The following is a 17,181-nucleotide window of genomic DNA, read 5'->3' as shown; positions in this document are numbered from 1 at the left end:
TTGGCGTCCCCACGGGGATTCGAACCCCGGTCGCCACCGTGAAAGGGTGATGTCCTAGGCCTCTAGACGATGGGGACGCTTCAAGTTGCGGCAACTTGCCCAGGCCGGCCAGGCGCCTGGAAAGTTGGTGGAGCCAGCCGGGATCGAACCGGCGACCTCTTGCATGCCATGCAAGCGCTCTCCCAGCTGAGCTATGGCCCCACACGATGGGATGTACTGCCTTGTTTTACTCAAAAGCTCCGACGAGCGGAGCTTCATCAATGGCGTCCCCACGGGGATTCGAACCCCGGTCGCCACCGTGAAAGGGTGGTGTCCTAGGCCTCTAGACGATGGGGACGCTTTAACTTGTTCCCCTTCCTGGCAGGCCTAATGCCCGGAAAGTTGGTGGAGCCAGCCGGGATCGAACCGGCGACCTCTTGCATGCCATGCAAGCGCTCTCCCAGCTGAGCTATGGCCCCACGCGGCGGGAGGAGCGGAATAATAGCGATGGCCTTCGGGGCACGCAAGCTTTTTCGACAAAGTCCTCGGGAGATGCATGCATGTGGACATCCCGATGCGACATTGTTCGTTGCATGGCGCGCTGGTACGGCGACAGTCGCCTCGAGCAAGGCATTGGCGAAATGGAGCAGATGGCGGAATTCTGGCGGAGAGCGGCGGGGAACAATTGTCACCGCGGCTGCCGTGCACCATCATGGTTGCCCGAGAACGATGGCACCAACGACCGGCGACCGGCGATCGAACAAGCCGTATCGGATATAGGCTCGGGTGTAGTGGCTCTGATGGCTTGCCAACTTTTTCCGTGTTGGCAAGAAGGGGTTCGCTGGGAGAGGCAAGACTTGATCCACAGCCAGACCCACAGCAGCCGCCGCGCCGCGCCGCCGCGCCTGATTCCTGACATAATATACATTGGCTTACGCACTAAGCCTTTGATCTATCAGGGAAGCCAATAACTTCCTGCGCTTCGATCCGGGAGACGCCAGGCGAGGAACTCGCCACGTGATCTTGCCGAACACTCAGGGCACACATGCCCCAGCCGACCACACGTCGGACCATACAACGCCGCGACAGGTCGCGCCCGAAACGATGGTTTCGTGGAGGCGCGCATGACGTCACTTCCCGAACCTCTCGTGCCCCCCGAGGTGGACCTGCGAGGCATGCCTTTCATGCCTCTAGACGTTACGCGGCTTAGGGATAGCGGCTTTGCCATCGAGTCCAGCCCGGAGGAGTTCCGTGCCGGCATCCTCCTGTGGTGCGCCAGCTGGAATCAGTTTCCGGCGGCTAGCTTGCCCGACAACGACAAAGTTCTGGCCGCTTACGCCGGATATCCGGGGCAACTTCGGGCGTGGGCGCGCATAAAAGCAGGGGCTATGCGCGGTTTCGTCAGGTGCAATGACGGCCGTATGTATCACCCGGTCATCGCCGAGAAGGCGCTTGAGGCCTGGGCTGAGCGGTTGGATTTCCGCGAAATGAAGGCCAACGACAAGGCGCGGAAGGAGATCGAGCGCCGTGATCGCAAGGCCATGTTCGCCAAACTTCGGGCATTGGGGCACGTTCTCCCTTACAACACGCCAACGGGGAAGTTGCGCGAGCTTGTGGCCTCCGCTGAGGAGCAAACCCCAAGCAAGCCAAAGCGTCACAGGAAAGTCACTGTGACAGGTCACAAACAGGGCACTGTGACAGGTCACGCCCTGGTCACGGCTAAGACAGGGACAGGGACAGGGACAGGGACAGGGAGCTTTAAAGCTTCTAGCTCTTCCAACAATACGAGCGCTGACAAGTTCCAGAGGGTGGCAGCCGACATGGCGCGCGTGCTGCGTGCGATGGGCTGGAGCGATTGCGCTGATGGGCATCCGCTACTGGCACAGGCAGCCGCTGCAGGGCTCAGCGCCAAGAACATCCAAGCTGCAGCAGTAGGCAAGACCGGCAAGCCTCTGGCCTACGTCGTCGAGCGGGCGGCGGGGATGAAGCGGGATGCGGAGGGCAAAGACGCGGCCACGCCGTCGTCACCGGCTGTACCACCGGAGGTGGCAGAGGCCCGGGAGGCGCTGGCTGAGGTCGACGATCGCATCATCGCGGTCCGTCATGACCGCGATGTTCTGCACCGGCTGGAGCCCGACGAGGCCGACCGGCAACTCCAGGGCCTGCTCGAGGCGAGGCAGGAGCTGGCCGGGCACCTGGCGCAGATGGCGGGCGGTGCGTCGTGATCGCGCTCATCCAACCATTGCGGGCAATCACAGTTGTGACACCTTTCTGCCAGCCGTTCAGGCTTGCCCGGAAGCCTTGCGGTGCATGGCCCGAACCGCTGGGCGGGGTCAGCGGCAGCGGCGGCCTCGTTCAGAATTCCGAACCGGAGGCGGTTGGGCGTAAGCCATTGATTCCATTTGGGGCGGCTCGGTCGGGCCGCAACACGGGCGGCGGGGATGGCCGAGGGCCAGGCCACCCCCCCTTCGAATCGGGGGGGCCGCGCGCCGCCGCCGGTAGCTATTGGGGCCTCGAAAAATGGGAGGGGGTTCCAGGGGGCGCCGCCGCCGGGAGGTGCCTGTGAAGGCCGCCGCCGCGCCGCTCGCACCGCTGCCGTCCGCGGTGCTGGCCGAGCTGGAGCATCTGCCCAACGGGCCGCAGCTGCCGGCGTACCGGGCCACGCTGATGGCGAGCGAGCCGCTGTTCGCCGAGGTGATGCGGCGGGTCGAGGTCTATCCCATGGTGCCGCGCGCCCTGGCCGAGCTGTGGCTGTGGCAGGCGCACCTGGTCATCGACTGCGCATCGCGGCCCTCGACCACGGGACGGTCCTATGCCCGCACCGTAGGGCGGTTCCTGCGGTGGGCGACCTCGGTGGAGCTGGACTACGCCGTTGCGGGGATCGGCGACTTCGACCGCTGGCAGCGCTGGCTGGCGATGGAGTGCCGGAATGGGCCGGTCTGGCGGCGCCAGCAGGTGCAGGCGCTGCGGAACTTCTACGATTGGCGCCGTAGCCGCGGCCTGGCCCCGACCAATCCGGCCGCGGACCTCAGCGGGCCGCGGGTGAAGACCAAGCCCGCCCGCAAGTACACCGACGAGCACCTGCGAGGGCTGTTCCGCTCGGTCGCCGAATCGCCCGAGCCGCGGGCCACGCGCGACCGCTGTGCGCTGCTGTTGCTGCTGGCCACCGGCCTGCGCCGCGAGGAGCTATGCACGCTCACCCTCGAGCAGTTCGAGCTGACCCCGCGCACGGGGGTGGTGCGCATCCGTGGCAAGGGCTCGAAGGAGCGCGACGTGCCGTTCGAGGGGCCGTCGGTATCGGCCCTGCGCGATTGGCTGATGGCCCGCGATGCGCTGGGTTTCCCGGTGGAGCACGACGCGGTGTTCGTCTCGCTGTCGGCCGCCACGCGGGGCGAGCCGCTGGCGATGCGCAGCTACGAGACGCTGGTCGCCCACCACGCCAAGCGCGCCAAGCTGCGCGACTGGGGCATCCACCGCTTCCGCGTCACCTTCGCCACACAGCTCTACGACGAAGGCGCCGACATCGAGACCATCCGCGCCCTGATGGGCCACGAGAGCATCGAGACCACGCGCCGCTACCTGGCCGTGTCCGAGCGCGCCCGCCGCACGCGGCTAAGCGCAGACCGCCAGCACCGCGTGCTCGGCACCAAGCCCACCGGCACGCCGCTGTGGGCCCGTATTGCGGCAGGGGAGGTGATCAGTGATTGAGGGCATCACGTTCAGCGGGACGGGCGATCGCGTCACCGACCTGGAAATCAAGCTGCTGGCGCAGTACGAGGGGAAGTGGGCACTGGGCACGCTGGGCCGACGACTGATCGAGACACTGGGCGCGCAGGTTGGTGCTCAGGCCCTTGCGATCATGCTCGACGAGCTGGGGCCGGATCGGGTCTACATCGCCAAGCGCGAGCAGTTCTTCGGTGCGTTGTGGCGACAGCAGCGGGATGACCTGATCCGCAGCATGCGGGCCAATGGGTACGCCATAGGGGAGATCACGCAGATGCTGGGGATCGCACGATCGACGGCAAACCGCGCTATCAAATGTCCCACGTGTGTCCAGACGTGGGACATCACGAACCGGTAAAACCCCGCCATGACCCGCAGCCGCCACCGCCGCAAGCTCACCGAGGCCGAACTGGAACAGCGCCGCGCCGCGGCGCGCAAGTCCACCGGCCCGCGCACGCCCGAGGGCAAGGCGCGCAGCAGTCGCAACGGCTGGAAGCACGGGTTGACCAGCAAAGTCCACCTGGCGACGTTCGACAATGGCCTGCAGTCGCTGGTCGGCGCCATGGGCAAGCCCTGCCGCACCACCTGCAGCAAGTACCCGTGTTCGCTGGTCGACGACGGCATGACGTCGCCTGGCGGCAACTGCCTGGACAAGCAGGTCTACGTGCAGGCCTTCGGCGCCATCATCGACGCCATGGAGCGCGGCTCCATGGAGGGCATCAACGGCATCATGGCCAACGAAGTCGCCGCGGCGCTGCAGCTCATGCACGAGCTGCGCACGCTGGTGTCCAGCCAGGGCATGGTGGTGCCGGTGCCGATGATCGACGGCGAGGGCGGCCTGGTCCTGCGTGCGGACGGCAGCGAGGTGGTGGGCAAGTTCATCGCCAACCCCGGCTACGAGATGCTGATGAAGTCGCTGGAGCGCCTGGGGATCAACCTGCCCGAGTTGCTGGTCACGCCCAAGGCCAAGGCGCAGGCGAAGGTGGACGACGAGAAGGTCGATGCCATGCAGACCATCCTCGGTGGGATCTTCCAGCGCGGCGCCGCCGGGCGGCCGGCGCTGCCTAAGACCGGCGGCGACTGATGCGCCAGAGCGTGGACGTCGGCGTTCTGCAGGCACAGATGCTGGACCGCGGCGTCTACGACATCGACGAGTTCGATGCGTGGCTTGCCGAGCGTGGATGGGCCTGGAAGGTGCTGGAGCGGGGCGGATACGGCGTCACCGTGGACGAGGCGCTGGTGCTGTACACCTTCGAGGACCCGCTGCGCTGGGCGGAAACGTTCCTGTTCGAGCCGGACAGCGGCGAGCCGTACCGGTTCTGGGACTACCAGCGGCCGAGCATGCGCGCGTGGATGCAGGATGTTGTCCATCAGGACGGAGCCGAGTGCGGCAAGACCCGCGAGATCATCGCGCTGATCGCCTGGGCAGGCTGTACCGCCGTCGGTGGGCGCATCGCCAACCCCTGGTCGCTGGTGGCGGCGCCGCAGCAAACGCACCTGGACGAAATCATCCTGGCGCTGGAGGAACAGTTCGGCGTCGCCGATGGTGCCGGGCAGAAGACGCTGATCCAGCATTTCTGGCTCAAGCCGAAGAAGACGCCGCACGTGATGCACCGCTTCCTCGCGCCGAATCCGGTGCGCCCGGACAGGCCCAGCATCGCGCGGGCCTACTACCGCCCGGGCGGACATGATGGCGAGGCTTTCCGTGGCGTCCATGTCAATGCCTTCGGCCTGTTCGACGAGGCCGCCAAGGTCAAGAACAAGGTGATTTTCAGTGAATACTGGCGTGCCCTGAAGCCGGGCTGCCGAGCGCGCGTCTACTCCGTTCCCGACGGCGACCGCGGCAGCGAGTATTTCCGCCTCACGCAGACCGCGGTGGAGAGCTTGCCGCCCACCAAGCGGGGCTACCGCCTGTTCCGCTGGCAGCAGACTATGAAGCCGGCGCCGTTCTGGTCGCCCGAGCGCGAGGCCGACATGCTGCGCCGCTTCGGCGGCCGCAACACGCCGGGATACCAGCGCAACGTGCTGGGCGAACACGGCCAGGCCGAGAACCCCGTATGGCCCTGGGGCATTCTGCTGCCCAACGTGCTCGACCGGCCCGAGTACCGCGTCATCAAGCTGCACGCCGACCACGAGGCCGATCTGCTGCATGTGGAAGTCGCCGCGGTGGATCTGGCGATGGAGTCCGGGCGCAAGATCGGCAGCTACCGCACCCTGTACGACGATGCGCAGGCGCTGCGCCCGCTGCTCAAGGGCAGCGACGAGGGCCGGCGGACCGCGATGCTCGAGATCCTGCGGCCGTACGTGCAGGGTGCGGCACAGGGCGTGTTCTGGGCCGGCGCCGACCTCGGCGAGCGCAACGACCCAACCGAGATCGTGCTCAGCGAGGAAGTGGGCCACGAGCTGCGCGACCAGGTACGCATCAAGGCTGTCGGCTTCCCCTACCACCTGCAGGAGGAGCTGATCGCCGCGCTGGACGGGCTGTTCGGGCGGCTGCCGTTCTGGGGGGCCGACCTGGGCAGCGCCGGCACCACGGTGGTGAAGGACCTGATCAGCGTGGACCGCTTTGCCGAGTGCGGCTTCGAGGACCGGCTGGTGGGCTTCCATTTCCAGCAGTCGGTGGAGTGCATCGGCGAGGACGGCCAGGCGCTGCAGGAGGAGGACAAGCGCACCGGCGAGATCCGCACGCTCACCGCGCCGGCCAAGCACTGGGCCACGCAGTGCATCACGGCGCGCCTGCAGGCTGGCGGCTACGCCATGCCCTACGACACCGACGTGCTCAACGCCATGGCCACCCAGACCGCCCGCGAAGGCGCGAAGTGGCCCATCTACAGCAAACAGGACGACCACATTCCCGATTCCCGCCGCCAGCAGATGTTGCGCCGCCTGCGCTCTCTGCAGGACGAAGGCCTGGGCGTCGATGTGTTCGCCAGCAGCATCGTGCAGAGGAGCGCGGCGTGAGCTTGCGGGAACTATCTGCTGTAACAGGCTGTCGAGCCGCCCAGCCATTGGGTGATCGCGCTGCTGTTGACGAAAACGTATCGGTCCTTGTGTCCATCCACGATGATGTATGCGCCGCTCTCGGTCGCTGTGATCGTCACCTTGCGGGTGATGTTGTCGCCGTCCTTGGCGGTTCCCATCAGGCCGATCTTGTACAACTCGACAATCCCCTGGCGCTTGGTGGTGTCAAGGTCCGCCTGAATCTCATAGCCATTCCCCCAGATGCCGATCACCCGATAGCATGCCGTCATCTGCTTAGCGATGATGCGGTAGGCGTCGTCGTATGCGATTTCCGTGTGTTGTTCGGCGCGCGTCGCGCCCCTGTACTGCGTCGGCATGCTGATGCAGCCGGCAAGAGCCAATACCAGGCACGCCGCCAGGATCAAACGAAGCATCGGGTCCCCCTTGGACTCCATCGGGCGGCAAGTCGCCCAGCCGTAGGGTACTTGCGTTCCTGGGGAATCGGGATTAGTTTTACGTCCGCAGCGGCCAATTCCGCTGTCGGGTTTAGCAGCCCGATCCGAAGGCGCACCAGCGCCGCCCATGACCGGCGTTTTTTTGTGCCCGCTTCATGGCGGGCGGTGTGCGGACGCCGCAAGGCGTGCCGGTCCTTCGGCCGGTCTGCTAACCGCGCACCGTCCGCCACCTCGTTTAGCAGCGCGGTGACGGACTCCAACTTACCGAAGGAGTTCCGCATGACTGACCATGCCGATCTGCGCCGCGTGCGCGAAGACAAAGTCCTTTACCGCGCAGCCAGCATTCTGGAGCAGCGCTGGTCTGCCCGCGCCGAGCAGCCGCTGTTGAATTCCCCCGACGTGGCGCGTGACTACTTCCGGCTGATGCTGGCGGGCCGCGACCGCGAACACTTCGCCTGCGCCACGCTCGACGCCAAGTTGCGCCTGATCGGCGTCCACACACTCAGCGTCGGCACGGCCAGTACCTGCGACGTGAGTAACCGCGAGGTAGCGCGCTGCGCGTTGATGGACAACGCCTGCAGCGTGATCGTGGCCCACAATCACCCATCGGGCGATCCGACGCCCAGCAGGATCGACATCGCCGTCACCTACTCGCTGCGCGACATGCTGGCGACGATCGGTGTAGATCTACAGGACCACATCGTGGTTGCCGCCCGCGGCGCGGTGTCGATTGCGAATGACCTGCGCGCAACGCCCGGCCCGCTGGACGGCATGCGACGGTGGAACGACCGCAAGCAGCGACAGATGGAAGCCGCTCGCAAGGGCGCGGAGACGCGCCGCCGCAATCGGCTCGCGGCACAAGGAGCCGGGGCATGAGCCGGCGCGCGTCTCCGAGCCGCGGCAAGGGCGCTGTGCACACCCGCCAGTGCGATTGCTGCGGTCGCATCGTGCCGAGGCATGAGCGGCTTGGCACTGGCGCCTACGAGCCATTTGGTCCTGGCAGCCGCATGGTCTACGGGCTTTGCTCCGACTGCCAGCCGCGCCTCCCCGGCGATCTGCTGGCCGTTGCCGATCTCCAGTCGAACCTGACGCGGCGCTGCCCAGCTTCCATGCTTTCCGGGTTGGTTGCTGCTCTCGGCATGGGCATGGAGACGCCTCGGCAAAATAATACAGCCAAGCTTGGAGCCGTGATATGACGGCATTTAATGATGAAATGATAGTCGCAGCACTGGCTGCTGGTAAATACAGTGTCACTTGTACCGGCGCGGTCTACAACGAGGATTGGCGTGGCCGTGGCCGCCGGGTTGTGGTGGCGCAGCGTTGTGACGCTAATGGGTATTTCATCTGCAACTGGAAGTGGGCGGGGAAAAGAGCGCCGGTCCGCGTGCATCGTGTTGTGCTTCTAGCCTTCATGCCAAGGGCAGATTCTGCGGGATTTGATGTCAATCACATAGATGGTATTAAGGCTCACAATAGTTTTAGTAATCTGGAATGGGTGACTGAATCTAAAAATATCCGTCATGCTTACAAGCTTGGACTGCGCTCGCCGATTCGACTCTTAGGGGAGGAACATCCTCAGGCTAAATTGAAAGAGGGCGATGTCAGGAGATTGCACGAACTATCAAAAAATGGAGTTTCCTTGTCGGATTTGGCAGTCAAATTTGGCATAGGAAAAACGCAAGTGATAAGAATTATTAAAGGGCTGCGTTGGAACCATATCTACCAGGAATTTCACCCATGAACCTCAATCCTCGAAGCTGGTTCCGCGCCAAGTCCACCGACCCCACCCGAAATCAGAGGGGCGGCATCGCGGCCAGCACGCGCGACGTGCAGGCCATGGGGCTGTGGCAGGACACCATCGGCGCCTGGCAGCCGCGTACGGTATCGCCATGGCTGTACGAGGCGCTCAAGGAGGCCATGCCGATGCTTGATGCCGGCATCGGCCGTCTGGTGACACTGGACGGCATCCTGGCCGTGGAGGGCGGCAACGACAGGTTGGTAGCCGAGATCGAGGAATGGATGCGCAATGTCCCGGTCAACGACCTGGAATGCGGTTACCAGGCCATGTATGCCTGCCAGGGAGAAGAACTGATGGAGCAGGGGCATGGCATTGCCGAAATGGTGTTCGACAGCCGCGGGCGCGACGTCATCGGCCTGCGCGTGGCCGACAGCAAGGGCACCGCCTTCGTGCGCGAGCGCGACCGCATGCGGGTGTTCTACCGCGCGCCCAACACCTGCGGCGACCGCCGGCCGGACGGGCTATCCAACGTGGAGGCGATCCTGCAGGGACGCGTGCGCGCCAGCATCGGCGCCAGCATGCTGCTGGAAGTGGGCTACGTTGAGCTGGAGCCCGAGCAACTGGTGATCGCCGTGAACCGTCCGGAGGCGGACAACCCCTACGGCACGTCCGTGCTGCGCAGCATCCCCTTCGTCACGCAGATCCTGCTGCGCATGCAGAACGCGACCGGGCAGGTGTGGAGCCGCTTCGGCGACCCGAGCTTCCACGTCAGTTTCGCCACCAAGTCCAGCAAGATCACCAGCGAGATGGCGCAGAAGCGCGCCGAGCAGATCGTGGGCGACCTGGGCCGGGCGATGGAGAGCAAGGGCAAGGGCCTGAGCGTCGATCTTGCCACCGGCGTGGGCATGAACGATACCATCGCCATCGAGGTGATCGGTGCGGTCAGCGAGGCGCTGCAGATCGAGTTGCCGGCTAAGCACATGATCGAGCAACTGGTGGCCGCCTTCGGCATCCCGGCGTGGATGCTGGGCGTCAGTTGGGCTCAGGCCGCCGGCATCGCCGAGCCGCAGTCCGAGCTGGTGCTGCAGGATTCCAAGACCCGATTCGCGCGGCGTGTGCCTGGCCTGCGGCGGCCGATCGAGGCCATGCTGCGCGCCCGCGGCCGCACCTGGAAGCCGGGCGACTGGGACGTGGTGCAGCGCCTGCCGTCGCTGACCGACCAGGTCAAGCGCGCCCAGGCCGAGTTCCTGCTGGCGCAGGCGGCGCTGGTGCGCGGCAACACCGCCGCCGGCGCGGCCGACAATGCCGAGCGGCCGGCCGGGCTGGACAACGTGATGCGCACGGCACGCCCGCGCACTGCGCATGCCAGCCACACCCATCACCATGCCAAGGCCGCCGGCGAAGATGAAGACGAAGGCGAACCCTGGGCCGAGGATGACCTGGAACTGCCGCGCATCGAGCAGCAGACGCAATCCGGCCTGGTGCGAAGCTGGCACGAACTGCGCGAGGAAGTGCTGACCGCGCTGGGCCTGACGGCCACCGCGGCGGCGATCAGCGAATTCGTCTTCGACATGGCGCAACTGGCTGACCTGCTACTGCGCGGGCAGACGCGCGTCACCGGCATGGCGTCCCGATTGCTGTCCGGCTCGATGCGCAGCTACGACCGCGGCACGGCCAATGCCGGCATCGAGATCGCCACCGACTTCGGCGACGCGCGCGTGCAGCAGGCCATCGCCGCCGCCCGCACGCGCGTGAACACCGGCCTGCGCAACCAGGGCCTGACACTGGTGCGCAACGGCATGATCCGCGAGTACAGCACCGACATCGTCAGCGCGCTGGCGTCGGGCCAGTTCGACGGGCAGAACCCGCTGGCCGTCGCCGCCGCGCTGCGCGAGCGGTTCGATGCCGGAGACTACAACTGGGAACGGCTGGCACGGTCGGAGATCGTCGATGCGCAGGCGCGGGGAAAGCAGGAGATGTACCGCGCCAACGGCTACGAGATGTACGACATCGCCACCGCCACCGATGCCTGCCCGATCTGCAGCGGACTGGCCGCAGCCGGGCCGTACAGTCTTGCCGACGAGAGCGCACCGCGGCCGATGCGCGATACGCATCCGAACTGCCGGTGCAGCGTGCGCGCCGCGATGTAGCGATGATGTATCACACTCTGGTAGACGTGGAACACCACCCGCCTGAATCCTAGCTCCCGCACAAGCCCGGCGCGTCCGCCGGCATGCGTGGAGCAGGAAATGCCCGAAGACACCAAGCTCAGCGAAATCCAGAACCTGACCGCCGCCGAGGTGATCGAGCAGGTGGGCGAGTTGCCGGCGGATGAGCTGGCCGCGCTGCGCGAACTGGAGGCCGGCAGCAGCAATCGCAAGACGGTGCTGGAAGCCATCGACAAGGCCCTAGCGGCGCGCGCCACCAACCCCGCAGCAGTTGCCAAGCCTGCGTCCGCCAACACGCCCGACTGGCAGCGCGAGGACTATGCCGGCGGCCTGACTATCCCGCAGGCCGAATGGCGACGGCACAACATCAAGCCCGCCGGGGGCGTGCGCACCAAGTGAGCATGGAGCGCACCAAGACGCTGCAATTGCGCATCAAGTCGGCGGGCGATCCGTCGGCCGAGCAGTTGGCGCAGATCCGCCAGTACACCCTGGCGGATCTGCCGGCCGAGCAACTCTACGTGCGCACCTTCGCGCTGGCGCACAACGCCATCGACCGCGACCGCGAATGCTTCGACGAAGCACTGCTGGCCGACTACGCGCGCACGCTGCCGGGCAAGGGGCTTTTCATCAAGCACCCCACCAGTTGGGACGGCGATGGCGGCCCGGGCAAGGGCCGCTGGTTCGCGGCGCAGCTGGACCGCATGTCGCTGGACGAGGCTCGCACGCTGCTGCGCGAACCCGACCTGAAATTTCCGCCGGGTGCAGCAACCGCCGTGGTGCTGATGGCCTCGGCCTATCTGGTGCGCACCGCCGGCAATGCCGACCTGCTGGCCGAGATCGATGCCGGCGTGGTGGGCGATGTGTCCATCGGCAGCACGGTCAAGGACCGCGAACGGCTGGTGGACGAGCAGGGCAACGAACTCAACGCCTGGCGCCTGACCGGCCCGGGTGAAGCCCTCGAGGGCTCACTGGTATGGCTCGGCGCGCAGCCGGGCGCCCGCGCCGTCAAGGGCGCACGACGCGACAACGAACGCGACAACGAACGCGAGGAATCGAACGTGGACATCGAAAAGAAGCTGAAGGACGCCACCGATCAGGTCACCGACCTGACCACCAAGCTGGCGGCCGCCGAGCCGTCGCACGGCATCATGCAGGCAGCCCGCAAGGCCCTGGGCGATCACGCCCACCTGCTGGACAAGCCCGACGAACTGGCCGCCTCGGTGAAGGCCGCCGCGGCCTACCGCGAGGAACTGGTGGACAAGGTGGTCGCGGCCGAGCGCCAGGTCGGGCTGTGCGGCGACGACGACGAGTCCGTGGCCGCCGCCAAGGCCATCTACATGGGCGACCCGCTGGAGCGCCTGCAGGCCCGCGCAAAGCGTGCCGACACCGCGCTGATCAAGGGCGGGCGCATGCCCGGCACCAGCGGCGGCTCGCGTGCGGCCGATGCGCCGGAAACCGACGCCTCCAAGGCTGCCCTCGCCGACAACCCGGCGCTCGCCTGAGCGCCGTCCACCTGTAGGAGCACACGAGCATGTCCCTGAACATCGCCAGCCCGAGCGAACTGGTCAAGACCGTCGGCTTTGCCCATACCGCCGCCACCACCGTGCGCGTGCCGATCGCCATCGGCGGCAAGCTGCTGATCCCGCTCAACACCGCCGCGGCCAACGAGCACAACGCCTATGCCTACGAGACCGAGGTGGACAACGCCCCGGCCGAGACCGGCGTGGCCTGGGGCGTCAACGACGCCCTGTACTGGGATGCCGCCGGCGGCGTGCTCACCAAGACGGCCGAGGGCAACGCGCTGTTCGGCCACGCGCTGCAGCCCAAGGCCGCCGCCGCCGCCGTCAGCCCGCTGGTGGCCTTCGACGCCTACACCACCGCCTGATCCAAGACCGCCCGATCCAAAGGACCCCATTGCCATGACCGCCGTCGCCAAATACAACAACCTCGCCAAGCTGCCGAACCGCAGCGAACAGCAGCTCAAGGCGCTGGCCCAGGCCGTGGACCTGGAGCTGGCGCTGCCGGGCATGTACCTGGATCTGCACGGCGGCAAGTCCGCCAACAGCCCCATCGTCACCCTGATCAAGCAGGCGCCGGCCTCGCCCGAGCGCCCGCTGTGGTCGCAGGACAGCATCAAGGCCGCGCTGCGCGCCAAGTACGCCACGCCGGCAGACACGCCTATCTCCAGCGACGTGGCCGCGCGCATCGACCAGTGGTTCCACACCGGCATGCAGGACCTCGATACCGGCTGGACCAACCTGTACCGTCTGGTGGACATGCGCGGTGGCAACCAGGACACGTTCGAGATCGTGTCCGGCAGCTTCGGCATCACCTTCAAGCAGCGCGCCCCTGGCGAGAAGACCGAGATCTGGCGTCTGCCGCAGGAAACCGAGGTGCCTGTCAAGTTCGTGACCTACTCGGCTGGTGCGGGCGTGCTGGACGACTGGCTGCGCTACAACAAGTGGTGGAAGGTCGAGGAGATCATCACCGAATTCCGCGCCAAGTCCTGGATGCACCAAGCCGAGCAGCACTATGGGCTGATCACCAGCCTGGGGACCGGGATCAACTTCCCCCACATCGCTGGCGATGACCTGGGCACCGAGACGCTCAACGCGGCGGCAGCATACATCTACCGCAGCCAGCTCACCAGCGGCACCGGCGTCAGCGCCAGCACGCCGCTGTGGATCATCACCAGCCCGGAGAAGCGCGGCTACATCCTGCGCATGCTGGAGGCCACCCAGGGCAGCCTGATCATCGGCTACCAGAACGGCATCCCGCTGGCGGTCACCGTGGCCGGCGTGATCGCCACCACCTACGTCGCCGCCGATGACGCGGGTTACTACCTGGTGCTGCCGCAGCGTAAGGTCGCACGCGGCGTGTGGCTGGACCTGCAGATCGAGAAAGAGCGCGACATCTACAAGCGCGCCCAAGACTGGGTGGGCACCATGCAGTACAACGCGGCCGTCGCGGACGCCACGCAGGTGCGTCGCGTGCTGTTCCCGGCCTAACGGGAGGGGCGGCCCGGCGACGGGCCGCCACGGCCATGGCGGCGAAGATCAGCATCCAGGACATCACCGACGCCGGCTTCCGCGCGGCGCAGTTCGGTACGCCGGACGGCGAGGGCGCGCAGAGCTGGGACGGGGCGGGCGGCTACCTCGATCGCGTGATTGCGCGCGCCGAGCAGTGGTCGCGCGGCCGTTTCGGCGGGCGCTATGACGCCGTGGACGTGGACACGCCCGCCGGCGAGTACCTGCGCGCCGCAGAACTGTGCTGGGCCAGCGCGCAACTGTGGAAGCGCCGAGCGGCCTTCATCGACGCCAACGCCGTCAGCTCGCTGGAGGCGCTGGCCTACCGCGACCGCGAGCAGTTCCTGGACGCAGCCGAACGCGCGATGGCCTGCGCCGAGGAGCAGATGGCCCTGGCGATCGACCCCGACCAGCCCGCCGGCAGCGCGCTGGGCTTTGCCGTTGCCGTCACCGGGCCGTGGAAGCCCAGGGGGCTGGCATGCGGATGAACCTGACGATCAACGCGGCCGACGTGCAGCGCGTGCTGGGCTCAGCGGAAACGGCGATCACGCCCAGCCGCGACTGGCTGGTGCGGCATCTTGCGATGCAGGCCGAGACCGAGGCGCTCAAACGCGCGCAGGGTCCGAACAGCGCGCCGGCCGGCGCCTACCCGATCCCGGTGCGCACCGGGAAGTTCTTCGGCGCATTCGGCGTGGAGACACGGGCCGGCTCGGCTATCGTCTTCAATGCGTCCGAGTATGCGCGCCCGTTGCATGATGGTTTCCGGCCCTACGGCAACCCGCGCGCGACCCCGATCCCCGCGCGGCCGTACTTCTCCGATGCGCTGGATGCGGTGGACATCGACGCCGCTCATGCCGCGTGGGAGCACCGCTGGCTGGGCGCGGCCGACTGGGGCGCGATGCTGGCCGGAGGTGGCGCATGATCGCCGACGCCCGCGCCGCGCTGCATCGGCTGCTGCTGGAAGATCCGCAGTTCACCGCCGACATCGCCGCGCTCAACCTCGGCACCACCGGCAAGCCGGCCGTGCCGCAGGTGCTGCCCGGCAACCGCCGCTTCGAGCAGGTGCCGCAGGAGAAATACCCGTGCTGGCACGACGATGCCGGCGACCAGCAGGGCGGCGGTGCCGGCACCATCGACGGCGACAGCGCCGGCCTGACCATCGGCAGCCACTGCCAAGGCTGGGTGGGCGAGATCCTGCTGGCCCTGGTGTGGCACCAGCAGGACTACGACACGTCGGTGGCGCAGACCGATGGCGTGCACCCGGCGCTGGTGCGCCTGATGCTGCGCAACCCCTCGCTGGACGAAACCTGCACCTGGGCCTACCTGGCACGCACCGACAACGACCGCGGCGTTCGCCACCCCACCCATGTGGCGCAGTTCGTCGTGCGCGTCCACTACGACATCGAGCGGGGGCCGGCGTGATGCGTGCTCCCCGTGGAACCTTCCATGCCGGCCACCTGCCCGACACCGCACCTCCCGCCGCCCCAGCGGACGGGCAGGGCGCCGGCACCCAACATCCGCACCTGCAGGAGTAACCCATGGCACAGGCTACTGGCGCCCTCACCAAGATCACCGGCCTGACGCAGACCGCCCTGCGCGCCTTGCCGGCGGAACCTGCCGCCGAGGTGCTCTATGTCCAGACGCTGGACTTCAACGACAACCAGACCATCGAGCAGGACGCCACCCTCGGCGGCGGCTTCCGCGGCGAGCTGGAGGGCGAGGAAGGCCGCCGCGATGCCTCCGGCTCGGCCGTGGTCACGCTGGGCACCAGCATCGCCTTCTGGCTCAAGCACCTGATCGGCGTGCCGGCGACCACCGACCTGGGCACGGAGGAAGCGCCCGGGCCGTACCAGCATGTTTTTCGCGTCTCCGCCGAGCAGCCCATGCCGGTGGCGCAGGCGATCGAGCGCGATTTCACCTCGCGCATCGCCACGCCCGGGCGCTACGTGCGCAACACCGACGTGCGCATCGAGTCGGCCGCGTTCGCCTTCGCCACCACCTCGCCCTACCAGCAGGTCACCTTCAACCTGCGTGGCGCAAGCAAGCGCTCGCTGCCGGCCGCGCCGATGGATGCAACGCCGGCCGACTATGGCCATGCCGCGTTCGGCCTGGCCGGCCTGTCGCTGCTGCTGGACAACGGCGACACCGAGGTCTGCGTGGAATCGACCACGATGAACTGGAACAACGACCTCGATACCGACCTGTACTGCCTCAACGATGGCGGCGTGCGCCACGACTTGCCCGAGGGCACCGCGCAGATCACCGGCGAGGGCGTGGCCCAGTTCGACACCCCCGCGCTGCTGATCAAGGCCGAGGCCGACGAATCGCTGGCGCTGCGGCTCACCTTCACCCGCGGCACCGGCGCCGGCACCGCCGGCAACGAACAACTGGTGTTCGACATCCCGCTGAGCAAGTTCCTGGCGCCCACGCCGGGCGTCACCGGCCCGCGCGGGCTCAAGCAGAACTTCAGCTGGCGTGCCTACCGCCTGGGCGGCCAGGAAGTGGCCGTGAGCGTCACGCTCAAGTCGCCGCGCGCCATCGTCTAAGGAGAAACGCATGTTCCGATTTGCCGACCTGGGCCGCGAGTGGGTGCCGGTGGAGCTGCCGCAAGGCGAGGAGACCGCCACGGTCCACCTGCTGATGACGCTGATGACGCGCAAGGAACTGCGCGCGCGCGAGCGGCGGATTACCGAGCGCACGGGCGCGCGCCTTGTACAGGACGCACCGGCGGTCAAGAGCGTGGAAGAGTTGATGCGGGTGTTCGACAGCGTGGCCGACACCGAGGACGGCGATGCGACGTTGCTGGCCGAGCGTGTGCATGGCTGGAAGGGATTCGAAACCACGGCCGGCGAGCCGCTCGAGTTCTCGCCCGACCGCTTCGAGGCGCTGCTCGGTTTCGATCACTTGTTCAAGCCCATCCGCCAGGCCTACTTCCAGGCCAGCCGCGAGGGAGTGGCAAAAAACTCACAGCCTGGGCCCGGTGGATCGCCGGCGCGGGTCCAGGCCTGAAGAATGGGGAGCGGCTATGGGATTTCGAGAATCTCTACGGCGAATCCTTCACGCGGGAAGCCTGTTCGTCCTGTCCATCGGTCTGCCGCGACTGCCCGCAGCCGCGGTTGCTGCCCGAAGCC

Annotated in this window: 18 protein-coding genes and 4 tRNA genes; 17 read left to right on the top strand and 5 right to left on the bottom strand. The window is 67.0% G+C overall.

Annotated features, from left to right (window positions below; genetic code table 11):
* Nucleotide 1: 1 nt before the first annotated feature.
* The 4 genes from LRX76_RS00710 to LRX76_RS00695 all read right to left on the bottom strand — a co-directional run bounded on the left by LRX76_RS00710 (nucleotide 2) and on the right by LRX76_RS00695 (nucleotide 458).
* Nucleotides 2–77 (bottom strand) — tRNA-Glu (locus LRX76_RS00710).
* A gap of 48 nt (nucleotides 78–125) precedes the next feature.
* A tRNA-Ala gene (locus tag LRX76_RS00705) sits at nucleotides 126–201 on the bottom strand.
* 60 nt (nucleotides 202–261) lie between these two features.
* Nucleotides 262–337: transfer RNA gene (locus LRX76_RS00700), tRNA-Glu, on the bottom strand.
* Between the two features lie 45 nt (nucleotides 338–382).
* A tRNA-Ala gene (locus tag LRX76_RS00695) sits at nucleotides 383–458 on the bottom strand.
* Nucleotides 459–1,103: 645 nt separating this feature from the next.
* On the opposite strand from LRX76_RS00695, the gene LRX76_RS00690 reads away from it, so the two are divergent.
* The 5 genes from LRX76_RS00690 (at nucleotide 1,104) to LRX76_RS00670 (ending at nucleotide 6,663) form a co-directional block, all read left to right on the top strand.
* Complete coding sequence (locus LRX76_RS00690) at nucleotides 1,104–2,204, top strand: DUF1376 domain-containing protein (protein ID WP_231800653.1); 1,101 nt, start codon at nucleotides 1,104–1,106, stop codon at nucleotides 2,202–2,204.
* A gap of 337 nt (nucleotides 2,205–2,541) precedes the next feature.
* Nucleotides 2,542–3,687, top strand: a complete 1,146-nt coding sequence (locus LRX76_RS00685) for a tyrosine-type recombinase/integrase (protein ID WP_231800652.1) — start codon at nucleotides 2,542–2,544, stop codon at nucleotides 3,685–3,687.
* Nucleotides 3,680–4,060 carry a hypothetical protein gene (locus LRX76_RS00680; protein ID WP_231800648.1) on the top strand — a complete coding sequence of 127 codons (381 nt, stop codon included), beginning with the start codon at nucleotides 3,680–3,682 and terminating at the stop codon, nucleotides 4,058–4,060. Before LRX76_RS00685 ends, LRX76_RS00680 begins: the two co-directional genes overlap by 8 nt.
* Before the next feature lie 9 nt (nucleotides 4,061–4,069).
* A complete protein-coding gene (locus LRX76_RS00675; protein ID WP_231800645.1) occupies nucleotides 4,070–4,786 on the top strand; it encodes a hypothetical protein in 717 nt (238 codons plus the stop codon).
* Nucleotides 4,786–6,663 (top strand): hypothetical protein, encoded by a 1,878-nt coding sequence (locus tag LRX76_RS00670; protein ID WP_231800642.1) that lies wholly within the window; start codon nucleotides 4,786–4,788, stop codon nucleotides 6,661–6,663. The genes LRX76_RS00675 and LRX76_RS00670 overlap by 1 nt, the downstream gene beginning before the upstream one ends.
* 11 nt (nucleotides 6,664–6,674) lie before the next feature.
* Here LRX76_RS00670 and LRX76_RS00665 read toward each other — a convergent pair whose 3' ends face one another.
* Complete coding sequence (locus tag LRX76_RS00665) at nucleotides 6,675–7,097, bottom strand: hypothetical protein (RefSeq protein ID WP_231800639.1); 423 nt, start codon at nucleotides 7,095–7,097, stop codon at nucleotides 6,675–6,677.
* A gap of 300 nt (nucleotides 7,098–7,397) precedes the next feature.
* On the opposite strand from LRX76_RS00665, the gene LRX76_RS00660 reads away from it, so the two are divergent.
* From LRX76_RS00660 to LRX76_RS00605, 12 genes are all read left to right on the top strand, one after another.
* Entirely contained in the window at nucleotides 7,398–7,994 is a 597-nt protein-coding gene (locus LRX76_RS00660) for a JAB domain-containing protein (RefSeq protein WP_231800638.1), read from the top strand.
* Between the two features lie 316 nt (nucleotides 7,995–8,310).
* Nucleotides 8,311–8,859: an HNH endonuclease gene (locus tag LRX76_RS00655; RefSeq protein ID WP_231800637.1), complete on the top strand. Its 549-nt coding sequence runs from the start codon at nucleotides 8,311–8,313 to the stop codon at nucleotides 8,857–8,859.
* The gene (locus tag LRX76_RS00650; protein WP_231800636.1) at nucleotides 8,856–11,006 is read left to right on the top strand and encodes a hypothetical protein; all 2,151 of its coding nucleotides are present in this window, start codon (nucleotides 8,856–8,858) and stop codon (nucleotides 11,004–11,006) included. The genes LRX76_RS00655 and LRX76_RS00650 overlap by 4 nt, the downstream gene beginning before the upstream one ends.
* Nucleotides 11,007–11,105: 99 nt before the next feature.
* Nucleotides 11,106–11,423 carry a hypothetical protein gene (locus LRX76_RS00645; RefSeq protein WP_231800635.1) on the top strand — a complete coding sequence of 106 codons (318 nt, stop codon included), beginning with the start codon at nucleotides 11,106–11,108 and terminating at the stop codon, nucleotides 11,421–11,423.
* A 2-nt stretch (nucleotides 11,424–11,425) separates the two neighbouring features.
* The gene (locus LRX76_RS00640; protein ID WP_231800632.1) at nucleotides 11,426–12,526 is read left to right on the top strand and encodes a hypothetical protein; all 1,101 of its coding nucleotides are present in this window, start codon (nucleotides 11,426–11,428) and stop codon (nucleotides 12,524–12,526) included.
* Between the two features lie 29 nt (nucleotides 12,527–12,555).
* A complete protein-coding gene (locus LRX76_RS00635) occupies nucleotides 12,556–12,909 on the top strand; it encodes a DUF2190 family protein (protein WP_231800630.1) in 354 nt (117 codons plus the stop codon).
* Nucleotides 12,910–12,943: 34 nt separating this feature from the next.
* The gene (locus LRX76_RS00630) at nucleotides 12,944–14,032 is read left to right on the top strand and encodes a hypothetical protein (protein WP_231800628.1); all 1,089 of its coding nucleotides are present in this window, start codon (nucleotides 12,944–12,946) and stop codon (nucleotides 14,030–14,032) included.
* Nucleotides 14,033–14,067: 35 nt separating this feature from the next.
* Nucleotides 14,068–14,538 (top strand): hypothetical protein, encoded by a 471-nt coding sequence (locus tag LRX76_RS00625; RefSeq protein WP_231800626.1) that lies wholly within the window; start codon nucleotides 14,068–14,070, stop codon nucleotides 14,536–14,538.
* Nucleotides 14,535–14,972 carry a hypothetical protein gene (locus LRX76_RS00620; protein ID WP_231800624.1) on the top strand — a complete coding sequence of 146 codons (438 nt, stop codon included), beginning with the start codon at nucleotides 14,535–14,537 and terminating at the stop codon, nucleotides 14,970–14,972. Before LRX76_RS00625 ends, LRX76_RS00620 begins: the two co-directional genes overlap by 4 nt.
* Nucleotides 14,969–15,472: a hypothetical protein gene (locus LRX76_RS00615; RefSeq protein WP_231800622.1), complete on the top strand. Its 504-nt coding sequence runs from the start codon at nucleotides 14,969–14,971 to the stop codon at nucleotides 15,470–15,472. Before LRX76_RS00620 ends, LRX76_RS00615 begins: the two co-directional genes overlap by 4 nt.
* A gap of 116 nt (nucleotides 15,473–15,588) precedes the next feature.
* Nucleotides 15,589–16,596 (top strand): phage tail tube protein, encoded by a 1,008-nt coding sequence (locus LRX76_RS00610; RefSeq protein WP_231800620.1) that lies wholly within the window; start codon nucleotides 15,589–15,591, stop codon nucleotides 16,594–16,596.
* 10 nt (nucleotides 16,597–16,606) lie between these two features.
* Nucleotides 16,607–17,059, top strand: a complete 453-nt coding sequence (locus tag LRX76_RS00605) for a hypothetical protein (RefSeq protein WP_231800608.1) — start codon at nucleotides 16,607–16,609, stop codon at nucleotides 17,057–17,059.
* The last annotated feature ends 122 nt before the right edge of the window (nucleotides 17,060–17,181 follow it).

It is taken from the genome of Stenotrophomonas sp. MMGLT7 (assembly GCF_021168555.1).
Lineage (GTDB): Bacteria > Pseudomonadota > Gammaproteobacteria > Xanthomonadales > Xanthomonadaceae > MMGLT7.
Note: the sequence above shows the minus strand (reverse complement) of the source record. Positions and strands in the feature narration are given on the sequence as shown.